Genomic DNA, 17,967 nt, shown 5'->3' with positions numbered 1-17,967 from the left:
CCGGAAGGAAACCGCTCATGACCACGGTTGTGGATCGTTCTGGCGGAGACGACAAGCCCGCCGCGCCCAAGAGCCGGGATCGCACCCACTGGCTGTATCTGGCGGTCATCGCCGCGGTGGTCGGCGGCGTGATCGTCGGCCTGGTGGCCCCGGGTGTCGGCAAGAGCGTCGGCGTCCTGGGGACGATGTTCGTCAGCCTGATCAAGATGATGATCGTCCCGGTGATCTTCTGCACCATCGTGCTGGGCATCGGGTCGGTGCGTAAGGCCGCCACCGTCGGCAAGGTCGGCGGGCTGGCCTTCGGCTACTTCCTGGTGATGTCGACGATCGCGCTGGGCATCGGTCTGCTGGTGGGCAACCTGCTGCACCCCGGTAGCAGCCTGAAACTCTCGGAATCGACGGCGGCCAAGGGCGCGCAGCTGGCCGAGCAGGCCCATGCGTCGGGCGGTCTGGTCGAGTTCGTACAGCACATCATTCCGACGTCGTTGTTCTCGTCACTGACCGATGGCAATGTGCTGCAAGGATTGTTCATAGCGCTGCTGGTCGGATTCGCGCTGCAGGCGATGGGCAGCAAGGGCGAACCGATCCTGCGCGGGGTGGAGCACCTGCAGCGGCTGGTGTTCAAGATCCTGTCAATGGTGTTGTGGCTGGCGCCGATTGGCGCGTTCGGCGCGATGGCGAACGTGGTGGGTCTGACCGGGTGGAGCGCGGTGACCAACCTGCTGACGCTGATGTTCGGCTTCTATCTGACGTGCGTGGTGTTCGTCTTCGGCGTACTGGGGACGCTGCTGCGGATGGTGTCAGGGGTGTCGATCTTCCGGTTGGTGCGCTACCTGGCGCGGGAGTACCTGCTGATTTTTGCGACGTCGTCCTCGGAATCGGCGCTGCCGCGGCTGATCGCGAAGATGGAGCACCTCGGCGTGCAGCAGAGCACGGTGGGTGTTGTTGTGCCAACGGGATATTCGTTCAATCTGGACGGCACCGCGATCTATCTGACGATGGCCTCGCTTTTCATCGCCGACGCGCTGGGCGACCCGTTGTCGGTGGCCGAGCAGCTGGGTCTGCTGGTGTTCATGATCGTGGCGTCCAAGGGGGCGGCCGGGGTGAGCGGCGCCGGGTTGGCGACGCTGGCCGGCGGGTTGCAGGCACACCGCCCCGAGTTGCTGGACGGGGTGGGGCTGATCGTGGGGATCGACCGGTTCATGTCCGAGGCGCGGGCGGTGACCAACTTCTCCGGCAATGCGGTGGCCACGATACTGGTCGGCTCGTGGACCAAGACGGTGGATATGGCCAAGGTCAACGAGGTGCTGTCCGGTCGGGACCCGTTCGACGAGGTGACGATGCTCGACGACGATGACGTGCCAGCACCGAAGGAGGCGCTCGCCGCCTGAATTCACGACTCACGACACCCCGGGTGGCCCCTTCCCCCCGGGGTGTCGTGCTGTGGGTACGGTGCTTTTGTCGGTTTCCACCGGTGCATGCCCCCATAGCCCAATCGGCAGAGGCAGCGGACTTAAAATCCGCACAGTGTCGGTTCGAGTCCGACTGGGGGCACCAGCTCAAGGCGTATTTAGGGAAACCTTACTGTACTCGGTGGTGTACACGATGGAGGGGCCGAGTTCAGTAGGTGTACACAGCGGGTGCCGCATGTACGCAAGTGCGCGGGCAAGCTAATTGTTGTGTTGGTCGACGTCAGCTTCGCTGGCGAACACGACCTGGGTGATGTTCGGGTTGAACCCGAAGCCCTCCAGATCCCGGTTGCGCGCCGCCCGCCCCATCACCTGCATGATGGCGCCGATGACCTCGGGGAGGCGTTCGCGGGGGATGTACTGGGCGAGCTGGACCAGGGCGGTGATCTGGTCGGCCATCCACGGTGTCATCAACCCGAACGACGTCATCTCGACGCCGAGGGCATCCAAGATTTTCGCGATGGTGTCGTCGTGCGGGGTGGCGCCGTTCTCGATGTCCTTGATGGTCGTTTCGCCGACGCCCGATTCCTCGGCGAGTTGGCGCCGTGACCAGCCGCGGCCTTCTCTGGCGCGGCGCACCGCGGCCCCGCAGATCCGCCTGTCCGCCTCGTTCAACGCCTCCACGCTTTCACGCTATCGCCGGTCACGGGAATGCAGTGGATGCACAGCAATCTGGTAGGAAACTCCACATTTCGTCGGAGGGCAGGCTTAGAGTGGCGCCACGGCAGCCTCAGGCATTCCCGCGCGAATTTGGCGGGAAAGCCCACCGTTGCCGCCCGTCTCAATCGGATCGCCGGGGGGCGCAACATGCAGGATGGCCGAGGAAACACCGGCGTCGAGATCACGAGCCCCCGGGGGTCTTCCGTCCGCAGCCTGCGCCGCCAGCTAATGCACGAGCTAGCCATCATCCCCGGCAGCACCTGGACGGCGGAAGAGCTCGGGGCTGTCCTGTTCGTGGTGCGGGCTATCCGTCAGGCTCGCAGCGAGAGCGGCGTCGAAGTCGCGGTCGGTGACAACGTCATCCCCTTGGGTGCTTACCGGTGAGCCTGCCCGACGGCCGCCCTCCAGCTCCTCCAGGTCCTGCTGCAGGAATGTGACCGCAGCATCGGCCGGGTTGAGGGCATCGATCGCGTTCGCTCGCACGGTGCGCTCATCGTCTTTCAGAAGGATCGTTCGGACGGCGTGGATTGATCGGCGCAGAGCCTTGAGCATGGCGTCCATCCGCTCCGCTGCCGGCTGGGCGCGGATCGCTCCGTAAGTAGTGATCAGGTCATGCAGCGACTGCTGATTGATCTGGTCGCCGATCGGATCGACTGGTGTTGTCGTCGTGTCTGAAGGGTCGGCCGGGGTTGGTTCGTGTCCGGCGAGGATGTCGTCGATGCTTCCGTAGACCCAGTCCAGTGCGTACTCGATCTGAGCCTTTGTGCCCTGCGTGTAGTTGGTCCGCCGGGCGTTCTCGACATCCCCCAGTGCTCGGGGTGTCAGGTTCGCGCGTTTAGCGAGAGCCGTGGTGGTGAGCATGCCGAGTTCCACTCGCCGTGCGATCACCTTGTCGGCTACTCGTTTCCAGTCGTTCGTGGTCATGAATCACATGGTGCAGGAAACAACCGGAAACATCTAGTTTTCCCTTGTAGCGATCGAATGAACAGATCCGGAAACCCATGCCTGAAACTACCGGAATGTAGTTCCGCTCTGATCAGCTGATACAGGGCATTTCCGGACACGTTTCCGTGTCGTTCTTGACTCGGTTCCATTTCGTTCCTAAGGTGGTCGGCATGGACAGGAACGACGATCCGGTAAGAGTCGGCGCCACCGTCAAAGCTCTCCGCGAGGCATACGGCTGGAAACTCGGCAAGTTCGCTGTAGCCGTCGGAACCACCCACCCGCACCTGTCGAACATCGAGTCCGGCCGCAAGCGCCTGACGCCCGAGATGGCGCGAAAGATCGCCGACACCCTCGGCGTGCCCCTGGCCGCGATCACCACGTCGCGCCCGGTCGACGACGTCGCCTGAAACAAGAAAACGGCCTCCACCCGGGCAGGGGTGAAGGCCACCGACAACCGAGAGAAAGGATCGGAATGTCAAAGACTGAGCCTACCAACTCCCGCCCTGTGGTGACCGGACCCCGCATCCCCGAGACGGACGGAGTGTCCGGGACGTGGGCCGCGCTCGAGCGCACCAGTCCGATCGTCCAAACGTCCGAAGACGGAATTGCTACGACCACGTCGATGCGGGTCGCCAACGGCACGCGTAATGAGCACCGCGCGGTGCTTCAGTTGATTGGCGAGAACCTGGCCGACTTCGAGGAGTTCGGAGGGGTCGCATTTGAAATGCAACCCTTCGACACCGCCGGCGGTGTCCAGCACCGCCGGGTCGCGATCCTCAACGAAGAACACGCGACCCTGCTGCTGACCTATATGCGCAACAACGAGATCGTCAAGGACTTCAAAAAGCGGTTGGTGCGGGCGTTCTCCGAGCTGCGCCGAACCGCCAACGAGGTCCAGCCGCTCACCCCGTTGGAGTACGCCCGCCGACTTGTGGACGCGGAGGAGCGTGTCGAAGCCGCGACCGCGCGCGCCGATCAGGCGGAGAAGCGCTTCGAGATCGAACAGCGGCACCGCCGCGCGATCGAGGGCGGTGACGGCATCCTGCTGACCGACTTCGGCAAGAAGTACTTCTCCGAGGTGCGGCACACCGACTTCTTCGAGCACCTCTACGCCAAGCGGTGGTTGATCGACCAGCGCGGCAGCCGCGTGTTGGACAACGGCGACATCCGCAACGGCCACGACCACCGCAAACCCACCTACAAGGGTCGGCCCTTCATCTACGAGCACGACACCGGCCTGCATGGCGGCAAGCGTCGCTTTCAGCCGCGCGTCAGACCGCAGCGAGAGATCGAACTCCGGGATGCCCTTGCGGCCGAGGGGCTTCCGGTAAACACCCACAGCACCGGCCTGGTCCTCATTTCGAACGACGAGATCAAGGGGCTGGGCGCATGACCGCGCGGATTCTCTACGACAAGCCGGCTGCCGCCGAGGCGCTCTCCACCAGCGAGCGGCGCATCGACGAACTCCGGCGCGCTCGACTGCTGGTGGCCGTCCAAGACGGCCGGGAGTGGAAGTACACAGCCGACGAGCTCCAGCGCTACGCCGGATCCCTCAAAACCTCTGTGGAGGGGTGATGAACACCTTGTTGTGGATCCTTGCGAGCCTTGGTGTTTGGCTGGCCGCAAGCGTGGTGTTCGGCCTGGGGTGGATAGCCGGGATCGTCGTCGCCGGGAGCAAGTTGCGGGCAGAGGCTGAAGGGGAGCGTGAGCCGTGACCCCCGCTGCTCATCGCGTGGTCGACGCGAAAGATATTGAAGCAACGCCTGTTGTCGATGACGACGTGGTCATTGAGTGCGGCATCCAGGTGGTACCAGACGGGCCCGCGCGAGCTGGGGTGCGGTGATGACCATCGGTGAACGCATCGACAACACGATCTCGGATGCCCTGGTGGCTGCCGGTATTGGGCTGAGGGTCGTCTTCACAGCTGCCCATCATCTATTCAGCGCCGCGTGGCCGGCAAGGGTCGAGCGGGAGTGCCGCGCCTACTTGGCGATGCGGGATGTCGCCGACGTCGAGCCCAACCAGCTGCCCGACGAGCTGTGGGTACCACGGGGCCCCTCTCCGCTGGTTTTCGCAGCCGGCGAGGACCATTCGCGCGCAGTGCACCCCGTCTATCGCCGTCTGCAGGAGGAGTTCGAAGCAGAACACGGGGAACCGTTAGGGGAGCGCCCTGACATCTACCCCGAAGCGATCGGCCGTCCAGGTTTTATCCAGTCGTACAGCAGTTTTGGCGCCTGGTACGCCGACGGCGGACCAGCCGAATGGGTCGAGCCTGCCGAGCGGCTCACCCGCAATCCCGAGACATATCGACGTCTCCTGGGATGTGTCGAAGACGCTGCCGCCCCGATGGACGTATCCCAAAAGCAGCCCGCCGGTGCCGGTGGAGTCGGGCCCGGCATCGGCGAGGCTGAAGCCGCCGACTGCCCGATTCACGATCCGAAGTAAAGCGGCCCCGCGCTGTCTCACCAGCCGGGGCCATGGACACCACAACAACGAAGGGAAGTGCAGTGCCGAGCACCAATTCTAAATCACCAGTGGGCACGATCACGGCAGCGGAGCTGTCGAGAGTGATCGACGACGCCGCGCTGTTCGCCAGCCGCGACACATCGCTCCCGATGATCAACGCGATCCGGCTGGAGTCGACCGCGAAGCAGCTGATCGCGGTGGCCACGGATCGGTTCACCCTGGGCGCGTCGATGGCCAGCTACAACGACGGCGACGGACCCGAGTTTGAGGCGACCTTGAAACTGGGCCAGGCGCAGCTGGTGGCACGAATTGCGAAGTCCTGCAGGGAAGCGTTCAACAGCGTCGCGATCAAGTTGACGAGCGGCAAGCTGTCTTTCGCCTTCACGTCAGGTGAGGCGCTGACACTGCCCATGCTCCATTCCGAGGTCGACTTCCCCGACTGGCGGAAGCTGGTCACTCCCACCGCCGACGACACGCCAACCAAGGTCATCGGCTACGACCCTGCCCTCCTGGCAAGGTTCAGCCGCGTCCACGGTGCCAGCCGGATCGCCATCAAGTTCTCCGGGCCAACAAAGCCAGCCATGGTGTCGGCCGGAACCCAATTCATCGGCGCGATCATGCCGGTGCGTCTCGGCTCCGACGATCCGGAATGGCAGTCGCCTGAATGGATTGCGCCCGCACCACCCAAGGCGAAGGCGGCGGCCCCGGCAAAAAAGGCTGCACCTAAGACCGCCGCGAAGAAGGCGTCATGAGATCCCGCACAGTGCAGCGGTTCTGGTGGCTGGTGGTGTTCGGGTGGCTGATCGCCGCCGCGATCTTCGCCGGCGGTGTCGCGCGAGCGTGGGGGCTGGGGTAGATGGCCGAGAACGAAGTGCAAGTCGTCCTCACCGATTACGAGTTCAGCGTCGGCGAGATTCAGGAGTTCCTCGATGAGATCCGCAACCAGAACCGGATGTCCGTGAACGCGTTGATCACGATCACCCACGACTGCCCGAAGCAGGGTTACGGGCGAGGTCAATTCACGCTGTCGGCGAGCACAGCGAACCGGCTCAAGGGGGAGGACTAGATGAGCCTCAACCCTTCCCGCACTGCCCGCCACGAGGTCGTGGTGATGCCCGACGACAACCCGCTGTTCGGACGGACGTACCGGCCGGTGTGCCAGGTGCGGGTGAATCAGCGTGTCGTCGACGGCGAGACCATCGATGATCCCTGCTACGAAGGCCCGTTCGTCCCGTCGCCGCGCCGCGCCCAGGACATCGCTGAGGAGCACCGTCGCAAAGGCGCAGGCACCTGGAAGGCCGCCCGATGACCGCCGCACTTGCCGACGCTGATGTTGTCGCCGCGCTGACGAAGTCGGTCCACTCCACCGAGGCGTCTCGCCGGGTTGGTTGGGCGAGGATGTACGCAGCGCTCGCCGCGGGGGAGAAAGCTGAGCGCGAGCTCGGCATCGCCCGCGAGGACATTGCGCTGCTGTCGAAGTTCGCCGGATTCACCTACGGCGCACTTCAAGCCCTTGGGCTTCGAGACATCTACCACGCCTATCTGCGCGGCGACCTCGACCAACTGCAGAGCTATTTCCCGAACGGGGCAATGCAGCACGGACGCGAGGTCGGCAGCACCTGGGGCAAGGACTGGATCAACCGCCTCGCCGACAAAACCGAGTACTACAAGGCCCGCGCCGCAGCCCACGAGGTCAACGAGAAGCAATGGGCTGCAGCGAAAGTGGCCGCAGCGAACGAGCTGGCCACCGAGTACGGGTTCGCCTCGGCCGACGAGATGCGCGAATACCTCGCACAGCACAAGCCGGAGTCAACGCGATGAGCTACGAACGCATCACATGCCCCCGCTGCCGCCGCGGCGTCCCGATACGGGCCCGCCGCTACGCCATCCACTCGATCGTCCCCCGCGGGGATATCCAGTGCCGGATGAGCTGGCAACTCGTTCCGGTCACCGGGGTCGACGAGGAAGCCTACGAGACGCGGGCGGCGATCGTCGCCGACCTCGCCTGCCAGATGCAGGACGTGGACCCGCTGCTGGTGTGGGACTACCTGACAGCTGTCCCCGCCAGCGAATTACAGCGGCTCCTCATGGTCGCGTTGGCGGGAATCCCGTTGGACCGCAGGATCGACGACATCTTCAGCTGGGTGCATCAACTCCCCGTAGCGCAGGGGCGCACCGCATGAGCCGACTGCACGCGGTAGCGATCACCACCACCCTGTTCTGGCTGATCCCAGCGGTCACCTTCTGGGCGGCCGGAATGCCCAAGCCAGCCGGGATCGCCTTGGCCATCAGTGCTATCGGAGCGGTCACGTGGGGCTACTTCGCTGTCACCGCGGAGTGGGATAAACGCCACACCCGCAACGACATCGCCGAAGTGGTTTGCCGCGGCGACTACGTCGACCTCCGACCAGTCTGGCCGGCTGAAGCGGGGAGCGTCGAATGAGCGACCGCACCGGCATCGAATGGACCGACGCCACCTGGAATCCCGTCACCGGATGCACCGTCGTGTCAGACGGCTGCACCAACTGCTACGCCAAGACCTTCTCTGAGCGATTCCGGGGTACGCCGGGCCACTACTACGAGAACGGGTTCGATCTGCAGCTGCGGCCCGAGAAGCTGGACCAACCGCTACGTTGGCGCCGGCCGCGGCGGATCTTCGTCAACTCGATGTCGGATCTGTTCCACGACGGCGTGCCCGACGAGTACATCGCGCAAGTGTGGGGCGTGATGGCGTGGAGCCCTTGGCACACCTTCCAGCTGCTCACCAAACGGCACGCCCGCATGCGCAGTCTGATCGGCAGCCCCGAGTTCAAATCGCTGGTCGATGACGCCTGGTATGACATCGGCCGCCGGTACGAGCTCGACAAGCGCAAAGTGGCGCACCCCGGCCATCCCTACGACCGTTGGCCGCTACCGAATGTGTGGCAGGGTGTCAGCGCGGAGAACCAGCGCTGGGCCGAGATCCGCGGCGAGGCGTTGCGGGCGACTCCGGCTGCGGTGCGGTTTTTTTCGTGCGAGCCGATGCTGGGCCCGATCGACTTGTTGGGCGACGTCGAGAAGCCCGGCCCAGCGATCACTCGCACGGGCTGGCACAACCCCGGTGGACCTTGGGGGCCAGACGAGTACGGCTACGACGACCAGGTGGCGATCGACTGGGTGATCGTCGGGGGCGAGTCCGGGCCCGGGGCGCGGCCGATGCACCCCGATTGGGCCCGGTCGCTTCGGGATCAGTGCCAGCTGGCGGGCATCGCGTTTCTGTTCAAGCAGTGGGGCGAGTGGGTCGAGGACGTCATCGATCGCGGATCCCATCGGGTGCTCAACGTGCCGCGGGATGCGAAGAACCGCAACAGGTGCGCGCTGCACCTGTCGGGCGGGACAGCGCTCAACCCCGACAACCCGTTCAACCCGTTCGAGCGCGGACACGGCGGCTGGACCGCGATGCGGCGGCCTGGCAAGAGGGCCGCCGGCCGCGAGCTCGACGGCCGCACTTGGGACGAATACCCGGAGGTAGCAGCTCATGCATGACCCGATGGTTCTCGCGTTCGACATCCGGCGCCCGTGGCCAGAAAGCTCACGGATGGTGGCGCCCGGCAAACCCCGCTGGCGTTGGCGGTGGCGCCACCGCTGGTTTGTGCCGGCGTTCGTCACGTTGGCGGGCCGTGAGTTCTACTTTCCAGCCCTGATTTCGGTGTGGCACGTTGAGCCGCACGGCGTCGACGCTCTGCAGGGTGAGTGCAAGGGCACCCGGTGGCGGTGGCATATCCACCATTGGCGGATTCAGTGGAATGTGTTGCAGCGCTGGCGCCGACGCCTACTGACGCGATGCGCCTGGTGTGGCGGGCGGGACACCAAGTCGGACCCGGTCAACTGCAGCGTGAACGGCATTCTCCGCCCCCGCGTGAAGACACGATGGTGGCAGAGCGAATCCGCGATCGCGCACGGTGATTGCTCCAGCGTTGAGCACGCCCACCGACTCTGCCTGTGCGAGAACCCTGGCTTGAGCCACGGTGACTACGGCCAGTGCGCGTTCTGCGGGAAGTTCCGGGCCTGGCGGCATGTGCCCACTATCCCCGATCGCTATCTCGCGTCGCTGCCTGAGGGCTCGCGGATCCCGGCCGGCAAGCAGGAGTGGCTGAAGGTCGAGTGGGCGAAGGTCCGCGCTGAGCGTGAGGCGGCGTCCGAAGGAGATACGCATGTCTAGCGTCGCGGTCGCTCACCTGCCCGGCGGTGGGCACGAGATCTACACCCACTTCAACGGTCAGCGGGTGGTGCTCGTCATCGTGCGGCCGGTTGGGACGCTCGAATTCGGCGCGCTGCGTTCGGCTTTCTCGGAGATGTGGGTGCCGGAACTGATCGAGGCCCTGTACCTGGCGCGCGCTATCGCTCGGCGCGAAAAGCCCTGGGAGCCCTATACCGATACACCAGTAGGTCTGATGGAGGAGCACGCACTCCGGCTCGAATGGCACAACCCAGACCGGCAGATCGTGGTCACGGACGAGGCCGATATCCGGGTGATCCGCCGCGGCTTCAGTGGCGCGGACGTGGTCGAGGTGTCGCGTTGGGTGTTCGGATGGTCGGCCAATGCCTGACGAACCTCGCGACCACGTCGTTCGGGACCGGCTGCCCTGGCGCACTGACGATCTCACCGAGTGCGGCCGGACGCTCGACGACGTCGCATCGCACATCACCCGCGACCAGCTGATGTGGCGACTCAAGGAGCACGGCAAGCAGCGCACCGCATTCACGGTGTGCATGACGTGCTGGCAGACAGCGTCGGACCGTTCGCGGGAGTCGTGGGAGACCAACCCGACCGCGCTGCTGTCTCGCCAGATGCGCCGCGGCGCTGGCGGAATCGTCTACTTCGACTACCGCGACCCTGCCCGGACTCCGCACGTCGACCTGATGAGCGCGGAGCTGCACGCGATCGCCGCGCTGATCGAGGCGCATCGCGAGGAGTTTGACCAGCGGGTGGCGGCGGCCTCGGAGGCGGCGTTGTTCGCGCACCGGCGGGCGCAGAAGGAGCGGCGCCGCGATGGGTGAGCCGATCCGGACCGGCCAGCTGCTGGAGCTGTTGAAGCGGCACTACATCAAGCCCGGCGTCCCGCTGCCGGGCGGCATTTTCCTGCCCGAGGTCGGGTGGAACGGCGGCAACACCGCGGCCGGCGGCTGCGACGCCATCTACGTCGGGTTCACCAGCACCAGCGGCCGAATCCTGGTCGGCCACGAGCTGAAGGTCAGCCGCGCCGACTGGCTGAACGAGCTGAACAAACCGGGCAAGGCAGACGGCTGGGCCGACGAGTGCCACGAGTGGTGGCTGGTGGTGTCGGATCCGGCGTTCGTGCACGACGGGGAGCTGCCCGCCGGATGGGGGCTGATGTCGCCCGGCACCAGCAAGACCCGCATGACCGTCCACCAAAAACCCGACCGCAAACCCACGATCGAGCACCAGCCGTCGTGGAAAGCGGTGCGTTCCATCATGGCCCGCCAGGACACTCTGCGGGCTGCGGCCATCAGCGCCGCCAAAGACGATGCACACCGAGCCGCGACGGCCGAGGTCGAGGACCGGGTCCAGCAACGCATCAAGTCCGAGCTCGGCCGCGCCGAGAACGACGGATTGATCCTGAGCACCACCCGGCAGCGACTGCAGGCGTTGGAAAAAGCCTTGGGCCACAACATCAACTGGGATGAAGCGCGGGTCGGCTGGCTCAACCACGCGACCCTCGCGGAGATCGCACAGATCCGCGAGGCGCTGGAGATGGGGCTGGGCGTGAAGGCCGCAGCCCGGCGCCTGGCGGGTGCACAGAACAGCCACCGAATGGACGGGTTGAACCGGCTGGAGAGAGCGGTCACGGAGATGCGCGCGGCGCTGGCGCAGTTGGAGTCGCTCGATGTCTGAGCAGACCGAGTTGCCGTTGTGGGAGCGGAAGCACGACCTGCCGCCGCGGTGGGATGGGATGCCGGTCGAGTGGGGCGAATGGACCGCCGAATCGATGCTGCTACACCGAAACGACGCGCCGGCGGCCTTCCTGTCGGCCGCCGGCTGCGTCCGACACCTGGTCAAGGGAAAGCCCACCGCTTACCCAATGAGCAGAGGCGACGACATCACGATCCGCCGCGTCGGCAAGAGACAAGCAGGCCGCCAGCTCGATCGACGCACCTGGGACGAATACCCCGAGGCGGTGACCATCTGATGGAAGACACCCGCGCGACGCGGATCCGCCAGTTGGTCGAGCAGGCCGACGCTCTCGCCGCTGAACTCACCGCTGAGGTTGGTGGGGAACGCCGCATCGTCTTGACGTCAATCCGGCGGGGCTGCAAAGGCATCCGTAACGACGTCGCACGTTTGGAGGCCATCTAGATGTGCGGACTGTGCGGAGGTCGGGGATGGCTGCGGGCCGCGCCGGTTGAGACTGTCGCCGTCTGGCCGGGTTCGAACCCGGCCCCCGATCATCAGGCGCGCGTCGCCTGGGAGCAGGCAGTGCCGGCGCCCTGTCCGGGCTGCTGGCCCAAGAACATTCAGATCATCATCACGTAGAGGGGAAGCAAACCATGATGCGTAGGGAAGCGGCGCAGATCCTGGCGATGGTGGCGTGGACGAAACGCCAGCTGGGGAAGATTGAGGCCCGGGCGAAGGCCGAGATTGATGTGCAGTTCGCTGAGGAGAAGATCGCCGCCACGGTGGAGGTGGACGGTAAGCCGGTGGTGGTGGGTTACACGCAGATGGTGCAGCCGAAACCCCAACTGCAGGTGACGGATCCGGAAAAGTTCGTGCAGTGGGTGGCCGAGCGTTGGCCCACGGAGATCGTGGAGTCGGTGCGGGAGTCGTTCCTGCCGGTGCTGAAGGAACGCTGTGTCGACGGGATCCTGATCGATGATCAGGGGGAGCCGTGCCCGTTCGCTTCGCTGACGGACCCTGACCCGTACAGCCGCACCTTCCTCACGAAGAACGGTGAGGAGACACTCACTCCGGTGTTGGGTAGCTGGTCGCTGGAGGACCTCGTCAAGGTGATCGAGGCCGCCTGATGCCGTTGCGTACACGTGAGCCGAACCAGGGCCAGGTGTGGCCGCTGGTCCTCCTGGAAGGCCCGGAGTTGTCGGGGAAGAGTTTCGCCGCAGCGGAATTCACTGCCTCCGAGCGGGTGGGTGACTGCTACTGGCTGCCGGTGGGGGAGTCCGACGACTACGGCCAACTGGGCAACTATGTGGTGGTCGAGCATGACGGGTCGTGGCACGGCATCCTCGACCAAGTCGGCCAGGTCCACGCCGTCGCGCAACAACCAGCCGCGAAGCCCACCGTCCTGGTCGTTGATTCGATGACGTTCGAATGGGAGCTGCTGAAGGACTGGATCACTGTCCGGGCCCGCGAATCCCGGCAGGCGCAGAAGCTGCTGCGGGAGGATCCGAACGCCGACATCAAGTTGTCGAACGTGTTGTGGGACGACGCATCCGAACGCCACGCCCAGCTGATGGGACTGCTGACCACGTTCAACGGCATTGTGGTCGTCACCGCCCGCTGCCGCGAAACCGTCGCCGTCGACTCCGACGGCCGGCCCATCGTCGACTCCCTCGACTACCGGGTCGACGCCCACCGAGGCCTCACCCACCAAGCCACCGTGTGGGTTCGGATGTCCCGGCAGGAGGCGCCCACCCTGATCGGCTGCCGCTGCCCCGACATGCGGATCCGGCCCGGCGTGGACACGCCGTTGCGGATGCCTGAATTCACCTTGGGCGGGCTGCTGTTCAACGTCCTCGGCTACACCGCAGATGCCCAACCCCGCACCATCGCACCCCTCATCGCCGATGAAACCGAGCTGTGCGCCCAGGCCCGCGCCGCGATCCGCGCCTTCACCCGCGACAACGAACTGAGCCAGGAGCTGGTGTTGCAGGCGTTCTTCAAGCAGCACGGGATGCCGTTGAAGGACTGCACCGACCTCGCTGTGCTCCGCGGCTTTCTCCAGCAGCTCAAGACCAACCAGGAACAGGTGGCGTGATGGTCCAGACAACCGTTTACGGCTGCGACTGGTGCGACGACATCGTCGAGAAGAACCCTGATGGCACGCCGAGGTACGCGGCGAAGATCACAGCCCTGACTGTCGGCCTGATGCCCGTCACCAAGGACTACGACATCTGCGGGAACTGCCGGAAGGTGTTCCAGGCCATCACCGAAGGGAAGTTCCGCCGGTGACCGAACGCCATGGATCGTTGATGCACTGGAAGGCTGACTGCGGCCATTGGATGGTCGTCTACTCGCTGGAACCGACGCCCGCCCAGTGCCCGGACTGCGCCGACAAGAACCGGGACGCACTCGAATCGGTCCTCAAGCACTGGGGCCGCAACTTTCGCGTCGCGGTGTCGGCCGCCGAGGAGTGCATGTCCGACGACGTCGCGGAAGCGCTCCGCAGGGATGGCGTCGAAGCCCCCGACGAGCTCGTCGAGAAGTTGCAGCTCATCGCCGATAAGTGCGCTCGCGCGGTATCCGACCTCGATGATGCCCGCCGAGACATGGACAAGCTGCTGGGTTCACTGCCGCCGAGGACTGAGCGACTGACCATGTCGGAGGCGTCGTGACGGGCTTCTCTGCGCTGGTGTGCGCGGTGATCGATTGCCGTAGCGGCGGTGTGTGCGAGGTGTGCGGGGCGCACCGGGCGGTCGAACGGCATCATCGGCGGCCGCGCGGCGCCGGCGGATCCCGGCGCGAGGATACGAACTCCGCAGCGAACGCCCTGCACCTGTGTACCTACTGCCACCACCTGATCGAACACAACCGGGCCCTGGCCTACCTGGTGGGTTGGCTTCTGCCGCAAACACAGTCACCCGAACGTGAGCGGGTGTTGCGGCGCGGCGACTTCGTCCTCCTGGCCGACGACGGCTCCGTCCAGCCGCACGAAGGGTGGGCAGCCGCGTGAAGTGCTGCAGGCATGAAACCCACAACGATTACGGATGCCAGCACTGCCGGGTCTGCGGCCAGAAGCGGCCCAACGATCCACTAGGTCACTGCGTCGGCCAAGGCCACATCTTCGACCGATGCGTATGCAGAGAAAGCGGGAAAACGGAATGACCACGGCTACAGCTGAGCACCGACCGGCAGCCCGCCAGCGTCGGTTCAGCCATGACGACCTGGTGGCCGTGGACCTCTTCTCCGGCTTCGGCGGTCTCACCCGGGGAATCCAGCAGGCTGGGTTCACGACGATCATGGCGGCCAACCACAACCGCTACAAGGTGGAGGTCCACGAGGCCAACCATCCGGAGGCCGAGCATTGGATCGCCGACCTCGTCGATCGCGACGCTTCGGACTACCACTCCGCGCGGGATCTGCCCGCCGCTGACCTGCTCGTCGCCGGCGTGAGTTGCGTCAACCACTCCCAAGCGAACACGAAAAAGGCCTACGCGCAGGGCATGTCACTGTTCGACCTGGACGACCCGGAGTTTGAGGAGAACGTCACCAGGTCCGAGCGTGACCGGGCCACCGCGAATTGCGTGCTCCACTATGCGGCCGAGCATCACCCCCGCTTGATCTTGGTCGAGTGCACGACGGAACTGTCGTCGTGGGGGCCGGCCGTCCCGGGTCGCGCGAAGGTGGGTGACGGCTCGACGTACCGGTGGTGGCTGAAGCAGTTCGAGCAGCTGGGCTACCGGTATCGGGTGCTGTACCTGAACTCGATGTTCTTTGGCGTCCCGCAGTCCCGGGATCGGCTCTACATCGCGTTCTGGGACCGCCGGATCCCGACCCCGGACTTGGACCACCGGCCGCAGTCCTGGTGCTCACGCTGCGACACCGTGGTGGAGGCGGTGTGGACGTGGAAGACCGGTGTCCCGCCGACCGGCTCGGTGCGCTACGGCAAGCAGTACGAGTACCGCTGCCCGTCATGCCGGGCCGTGGTGGTGCCGCCGATGACACCGTCGCTGGCCGCCCTGGATCTGTCCGACCTGGGCACCCGGATCGGGGACCGCAAGAAGCCGCTCGCTGCGGCGACGATGGCACGCGCGGAGCGGTGCCGCCAGCGGTTCGCCGAATTCCCCGCGGTGCTGATGCCGGCCAAGGCGGCGCACGGCACCGAGAAGCATCCCTGGCAGCCGCTGGCGACGCAGACCAGTCAGCAGGAGACCGCGATCCTTTCGACCGGAGCGATCATGGCCGCCGCAGGAAACACCTACGAACGGCCGGGTTCGGACTGCCGCAGCCGCGATTTCAGTGAGCCGTTGTGGGCGCAGACCGCGACCAACACGACGGGGGTCATCACCCCACCAGTGGCCGTCACCGGACAGGTGATGGCGGCACACCGACACAACGGCGACGGCAAGCACGTCACCCAGCCGATGGACACCATCACATCGACGCACGAGAAAGCGGTCCTGCTGGCGGTCAACAACTTCCAGGGAGCACCGCGCGGGGCCGACGAACCGTTGCCCACGCAGCCCGGCTCTGAGACGTTGGGCCTGCTGTCCTCGGGTGTGGTGCCGTTCCGGAAGAACACCATCCCCACCACGCACGGCGAAGCGATGCCCACCGTCACCAGCGACCAGATCCCCGGGGTACTCACCGCGGCTGGGATGGTCCAGTACAACGAGGGCATCGACCGCCGCGTCTCCGGTGTCGACCGACCGCTGAAAACCGTTGTGGGGGCCGGAAATCACCTGGGTCTGCTCTTCTCCGGCTGGTACAAGCAGAACGGCAGCCAAGGCACTGAGACCGCACCGCACCCGCTCTCTGACCCGTTCGGCACCCTCACTTCACGCGACACCACCGCGCTGCTTACGGCGGAGTGGCACGCGATGCTGGCCGACCTGACCCTCGACGACTGCTACTTCCGCATGATGGCCGCCCACGAGATCGGCCGCGGCTGCGGCTTCGACGTCAACTTCGGCTCGTACCAAGGCACGTTCATCGTCTGGGGTTCCGCCCGCAACCAGACCGACGGATTCGGCAACGCGGTCTCACCACAGGTCGGTGAGTGGATCGGGACACGTCTACGGGCCGCACTGCACGGTGAGGTGGCGGCATGACGGCCCGCGAGTTTCTCCGCGCTCACATGCACGCCATCTCTGAGACCTACCTGGCCCACGACGCCACCATCGACGAGCGCAATGGCCTTCACGTGTGCCCGTGCGGGATGCGCGGCACCGAGGCTGAGTGGGAGCAGCACGTCGCCGACACAGTCGCTGACCTGATCGGTGACGTGCCGGTGCAGCAGCCGCTGATGGAGATGGTGCTGTGACGGCGCCGTGCCCGTGCTGGACGGGGCCGGTGGCGCTCCACTCAAACCCGGAGCACTGCTGTTTCCGCGGCGGGTCGATCGAGGATTACCAGCCGGGCGTTGCGCCGCCGTGTGGGCATTTCCTGGAGGTGCCCTGATGGTCTGGCTTCCCTTCCCTCGTTCCGTGCTGATCGGTATGGGCCGCTGTCCTGATTGTGGCTTTCATCCACCGACACAAGGCCATAGAGACAACTGCCCAAGCAAGGAGGTATGAGCGCGATGGCTCGCGATCACACCCGCATGAACTCCGAGCTCGCGAATACGCCGTCGGATTGGTTCCGGATCAGCCGGACACCGGGCTGGTTCGTCTACACGATGTACGAGTCGGCCGGGCGCATAGCAGCGCCCCTCTACGTGGGAATGACCAAGCACCCGTATGCGCGCCTGTCACACCACCGCCGTCTCCAGGTGTGGTGGCCGCTGGTCGGCGACATCGTCATCGAGCGTTACGACAGCGAATCGGACGCGGCAGAGGCGGAAGAGCGGTACATCCATTGGTGGAAGCCGCTATTCAACGTCACCGGCAACGTGCACACCCCGCAACAGGAGAATGCATAATGCCGTGGTTCTACGTCGATGACGGCTTCTCCGATTCGAAGCCGGTGATGAACATGCCGGACCGCTACCGGCTGGCCGCGTGCGGTCTGTGGGTGCTGGCCGGCTCCTGGTCGGCGAAGGAAGAGCTCGACGGATTTGTGCCGACGTCAAAGCTCAAGCAGCTCGGCGCGCGGCCGCCGATCATCGCCGCACTGACCGATGCCGGGCCGATGTCGGCGCCGCTTTGCACCGAGGTTCCCGGTGGACTTCAGTTCAACTCGTGGGAGAAATGGCAGCCAACTAAGGCCGAACTTGATGCAGAACGCATCGAGAATGAGCGCAAAAGAGAAGCAGATGCCGAGCGGAAACGCATCGAAAGAGCCGAGAAAAATGGTGAGATTCCGCCGCGTCCACGCCGCCGACGTAAGGGCAGAACCGCTGTAACCAGCGAAGATATCGCCAAATCGGCCATCGGCGACCGGTCGCTATCCGAGACGCGTCCGAACGGACAAACCACGGATGTCCAATGTGACTCGCGGGCGTACGCGGGCGCGCGCCTGGACCCGACCCGACCCGACCCGACCCGACCCTCTTCTTTGGTTACGAAAGAAGGGGGGGTTACGTCAGCAGACGCG

The 17,967-nt window shown here is 65.4% G+C and carries 29 protein-coding genes, 1 tRNA gene and 1 pseudogene; 29 read left to right on the top strand and 2 right to left on the bottom strand.

What is annotated here, in order from left to right; translation table 11 throughout:
• The first annotated feature begins 17 nt into the window (after nucleotides 1–17).
• Nucleotides 18–1,391 carry a cation:dicarboxylate symporter family transporter gene (locus CG716_RS20285; RefSeq protein WP_094482918.1) on the top strand — a complete coding sequence of 458 codons (1,374 nt, stop codon included), beginning with the start codon at nucleotides 18–20 and terminating at the stop codon, nucleotides 1,389–1,391.
• 89 nt (nucleotides 1,392–1,480) lie between these two features.
• A tRNA-Leu gene (locus tag CG716_RS20280) sits at nucleotides 1,481–1,557 on the top strand.
• Nucleotides 1,558–1,670: 113 nt separating this feature from the next.
• On the opposite strand, the gene CG716_RS20275 is transcribed toward CG716_RS20280, so the two are convergent.
• Nucleotides 1,671–2,093: a type II toxin-antitoxin system RelB family anti-toxin gene (locus CG716_RS20275; RefSeq protein ID WP_094482916.1), complete on the bottom strand. Its 423-nt coding sequence runs from the start codon at nucleotides 2,091–2,093 to the stop codon at nucleotides 1,671–1,673.
• A 273-nt stretch (nucleotides 2,094–2,366) separates the two neighbouring features.
• Nucleotides 2,367–3,053, bottom strand: a complete 687-nt coding sequence (locus tag CG716_RS20270) for a hypothetical protein (protein ID WP_094482914.1) — start codon at nucleotides 3,051–3,053, stop codon at nucleotides 2,367–2,369.
• 191 nt (nucleotides 3,054–3,244) lie between these two features.
• Between CG716_RS20270 and CG716_RS20265 the strand changes: the two genes are divergently transcribed.
• The 27 genes and pseudogenes from CG716_RS20265 to CG716_RS20145 all read left to right on the top strand — a co-directional run.
• Nucleotides 3,245–3,481, top strand: coding sequence for a helix-turn-helix domain-containing protein (locus CG716_RS20265; RefSeq protein WP_094483012.1), 237 nt, complete (start codon nucleotides 3,245–3,247; stop codon nucleotides 3,479–3,481).
• Nucleotides 3,482–3,546: 65 nt separating this feature from the next.
• Complete coding sequence (locus CG716_RS20260; RefSeq protein WP_094482912.1) at nucleotides 3,547–4,467, top strand: Rha family transcriptional regulator; 921 nt, start codon at nucleotides 3,547–3,549, stop codon at nucleotides 4,465–4,467.
• Complete coding sequence (locus CG716_RS20255; RefSeq protein ID WP_094482910.1) at nucleotides 4,464–4,649, top strand: hypothetical protein; 186 nt, start codon at nucleotides 4,464–4,466, stop codon at nucleotides 4,647–4,649. The genes CG716_RS20260 and CG716_RS20255 overlap by 4 nt, the downstream gene beginning before the upstream one ends.
• Nucleotides 4,649–4,789: a hypothetical protein gene (locus tag CG716_RS30265; RefSeq protein WP_165774223.1), complete on the top strand. Its 141-nt coding sequence runs from the start codon at nucleotides 4,649–4,651 to the stop codon at nucleotides 4,787–4,789. Before CG716_RS20255 ends, CG716_RS30265 begins: the two co-directional genes overlap by 1 nt.
• A gap of 127 nt (nucleotides 4,790–4,916) precedes the next feature.
• The gene (locus CG716_RS20250; protein WP_094482908.1) at nucleotides 4,917–5,519 is read left to right on the top strand and encodes a hypothetical protein; all 603 of its coding nucleotides are present in this window, start codon (nucleotides 4,917–4,919) and stop codon (nucleotides 5,517–5,519) included.
• A gap of 32 nt (nucleotides 5,520–5,551) precedes the next feature.
• Nucleotides 5,552–6,292 (top strand): DNA polymerase III subunit beta family protein, encoded by a 741-nt coding sequence (locus CG716_RS20245; RefSeq protein ID WP_094482907.1) that lies wholly within the window; start codon nucleotides 5,552–5,554, stop codon nucleotides 6,290–6,292.
• Between the two features lie 104 nt (nucleotides 6,293–6,396).
• Nucleotides 6,397–6,606: a hypothetical protein gene (locus tag CG716_RS20240; protein WP_094482905.1), complete on the top strand. Its 210-nt coding sequence runs from the start codon at nucleotides 6,397–6,399 to the stop codon at nucleotides 6,604–6,606.
• Complete coding sequence (locus CG716_RS20235) at nucleotides 6,607–6,849, top strand: hypothetical protein (RefSeq protein ID WP_094482903.1); 243 nt, start codon at nucleotides 6,607–6,609, stop codon at nucleotides 6,847–6,849. It abuts the gene before it with no gap.
• Complete coding sequence (locus tag CG716_RS20230; RefSeq protein WP_094482901.1) at nucleotides 6,846–7,361, top strand: hypothetical protein; 516 nt, start codon at nucleotides 6,846–6,848, stop codon at nucleotides 7,359–7,361. The genes CG716_RS20235 and CG716_RS20230 overlap by 4 nt, the downstream gene beginning before the upstream one ends.
• Entirely contained in the window at nucleotides 7,358–7,723 is a 366-nt protein-coding gene (locus CG716_RS20225; protein ID WP_094482899.1) for a DUF7368 family protein, read from the top strand. Before CG716_RS20230 ends, CG716_RS20225 begins: the two co-directional genes overlap by 4 nt.
• On the top strand, nucleotides 7,720–7,983 hold the full coding sequence (locus CG716_RS20220) for a hypothetical protein (protein ID WP_094482897.1): 264 nt from the start codon (nucleotides 7,720–7,722) through the stop codon (nucleotides 7,981–7,983). The genes CG716_RS20225 and CG716_RS20220 overlap by 4 nt, the downstream gene beginning before the upstream one ends.
• Entirely contained in the window at nucleotides 7,980–9,065 is a 1,086-nt protein-coding gene (locus tag CG716_RS20215; protein WP_094482895.1) for a DUF5131 family protein, read from the top strand. Before CG716_RS20220 ends, CG716_RS20215 begins: the two co-directional genes overlap by 4 nt.
• Complete coding sequence (locus CG716_RS20210) at nucleotides 9,058–9,741, top strand: hypothetical protein (RefSeq protein ID WP_133066987.1); 684 nt, start codon at nucleotides 9,058–9,060, stop codon at nucleotides 9,739–9,741. Before CG716_RS20215 ends, CG716_RS20210 begins: the two co-directional genes overlap by 8 nt.
• Nucleotides 9,734–10,129: a hypothetical protein gene (locus CG716_RS20205; protein ID WP_094482891.1), complete on the top strand. Its 396-nt coding sequence runs from the start codon at nucleotides 9,734–9,736 to the stop codon at nucleotides 10,127–10,129. Before CG716_RS20210 ends, CG716_RS20205 begins: the two co-directional genes overlap by 8 nt.
• Nucleotides 10,122–10,580 (top strand): hypothetical protein, encoded by a 459-nt coding sequence (locus tag CG716_RS20200; protein WP_094482889.1) that lies wholly within the window; start codon nucleotides 10,122–10,124, stop codon nucleotides 10,578–10,580. Before CG716_RS20205 ends, CG716_RS20200 begins: the two co-directional genes overlap by 8 nt.
• Nucleotides 10,573–11,436 carry a hypothetical protein gene (locus CG716_RS20195; protein ID WP_094482887.1) on the top strand — a complete coding sequence of 288 codons (864 nt, stop codon included), beginning with the start codon at nucleotides 10,573–10,575 and terminating at the stop codon, nucleotides 11,434–11,436. Before CG716_RS20200 ends, CG716_RS20195 begins: the two co-directional genes overlap by 8 nt.
• A complete protein-coding gene (locus CG716_RS20190) occupies nucleotides 11,429–11,731 on the top strand; it encodes a hypothetical protein (protein ID WP_094482885.1) in 303 nt (100 codons plus the stop codon). The genes CG716_RS20195 and CG716_RS20190 overlap by 8 nt, the downstream gene beginning before the upstream one ends.
• Entirely contained in the window at nucleotides 11,731–11,898 is a 168-nt protein-coding gene (locus tag CG716_RS30260) for a hypothetical protein (RefSeq protein WP_165774221.1), read from the top strand. The genes CG716_RS20190 and CG716_RS30260 overlap by 1 nt, the downstream gene beginning before the upstream one ends.
• A gap of 191 nt (nucleotides 11,899–12,089) precedes the next feature.
• Entirely contained in the window at nucleotides 12,090–12,563 is a 474-nt protein-coding gene (locus tag CG716_RS20185; RefSeq protein WP_094482883.1) for a hypothetical protein, read from the top strand.
• The gene (locus CG716_RS20180) at nucleotides 12,563–13,531 is read left to right on the top strand and encodes a DEAD/DEAH box helicase family protein (protein ID WP_094482881.1); all 969 of its coding nucleotides are present in this window, start codon (nucleotides 12,563–12,565) and stop codon (nucleotides 13,529–13,531) included. Before CG716_RS20185 ends, CG716_RS20180 begins: the two co-directional genes overlap by 1 nt.
• Nucleotides 13,531–13,725, top strand: coding sequence for a hypothetical protein (locus tag CG716_RS20175; RefSeq protein WP_094482879.1), 195 nt, complete (start codon nucleotides 13,531–13,533; stop codon nucleotides 13,723–13,725). Before CG716_RS20180 ends, CG716_RS20175 begins: the two co-directional genes overlap by 1 nt.
• Nucleotides 13,722–14,108, top strand: a complete 387-nt coding sequence (locus tag CG716_RS20170) for a hypothetical protein (protein WP_094482877.1) — start codon at nucleotides 13,722–13,724, stop codon at nucleotides 14,106–14,108. Before CG716_RS20175 ends, CG716_RS20170 begins: the two co-directional genes overlap by 4 nt.
• On the top strand, nucleotides 14,105–14,446 hold the full coding sequence (locus CG716_RS20165; RefSeq protein WP_094482875.1) for a hypothetical protein: 342 nt from the start codon (nucleotides 14,105–14,107) through the stop codon (nucleotides 14,444–14,446). The genes CG716_RS20170 and CG716_RS20165 overlap by 4 nt, the downstream gene beginning before the upstream one ends.
• 148 nt (nucleotides 14,447–14,594) lie before the next feature.
• Entirely contained in the window at nucleotides 14,595–16,544 is a 1,950-nt protein-coding gene (locus CG716_RS20160) for a DNA cytosine methyltransferase (RefSeq protein ID WP_094482873.1), read from the top strand.
• Nucleotides 16,541–16,756, top strand: a complete 216-nt coding sequence (locus tag CG716_RS20155) for a hypothetical protein (RefSeq protein WP_094482871.1) — start codon at nucleotides 16,541–16,543, stop codon at nucleotides 16,754–16,756. The genes CG716_RS20160 and CG716_RS20155 overlap by 4 nt, the downstream gene beginning before the upstream one ends.
• Nucleotides 16,757–17,005: 249 nt before the next feature.
• Complete coding sequence (locus tag CG716_RS20150) at nucleotides 17,006–17,353, top strand: GIY-YIG nuclease family protein (protein ID WP_094482869.1); 348 nt, start codon at nucleotides 17,006–17,008, stop codon at nucleotides 17,351–17,353.
• Nucleotides 17,353–17,967, top strand: a pseudogene (locus CG716_RS20145) (hypothetical protein); the annotation flags it as partial. The gene CG716_RS20150 and the pseudogene CG716_RS20145, both read left to right, overlap by 1 nt.

This window comes from Mycolicibacterium sphagni, assembly GCF_002250655.1.
GTDB classification, from domain to species: Bacteria; Actinomycetota; Actinomycetes; order Mycobacteriales; family Mycobacteriaceae; genus Mycobacterium; species Mycobacterium sphagni.
The sequence above is the reverse complement of the archived record's forward strand: the minus strand, read 5'-3'. Positions and strand labels throughout refer to the sequence as shown.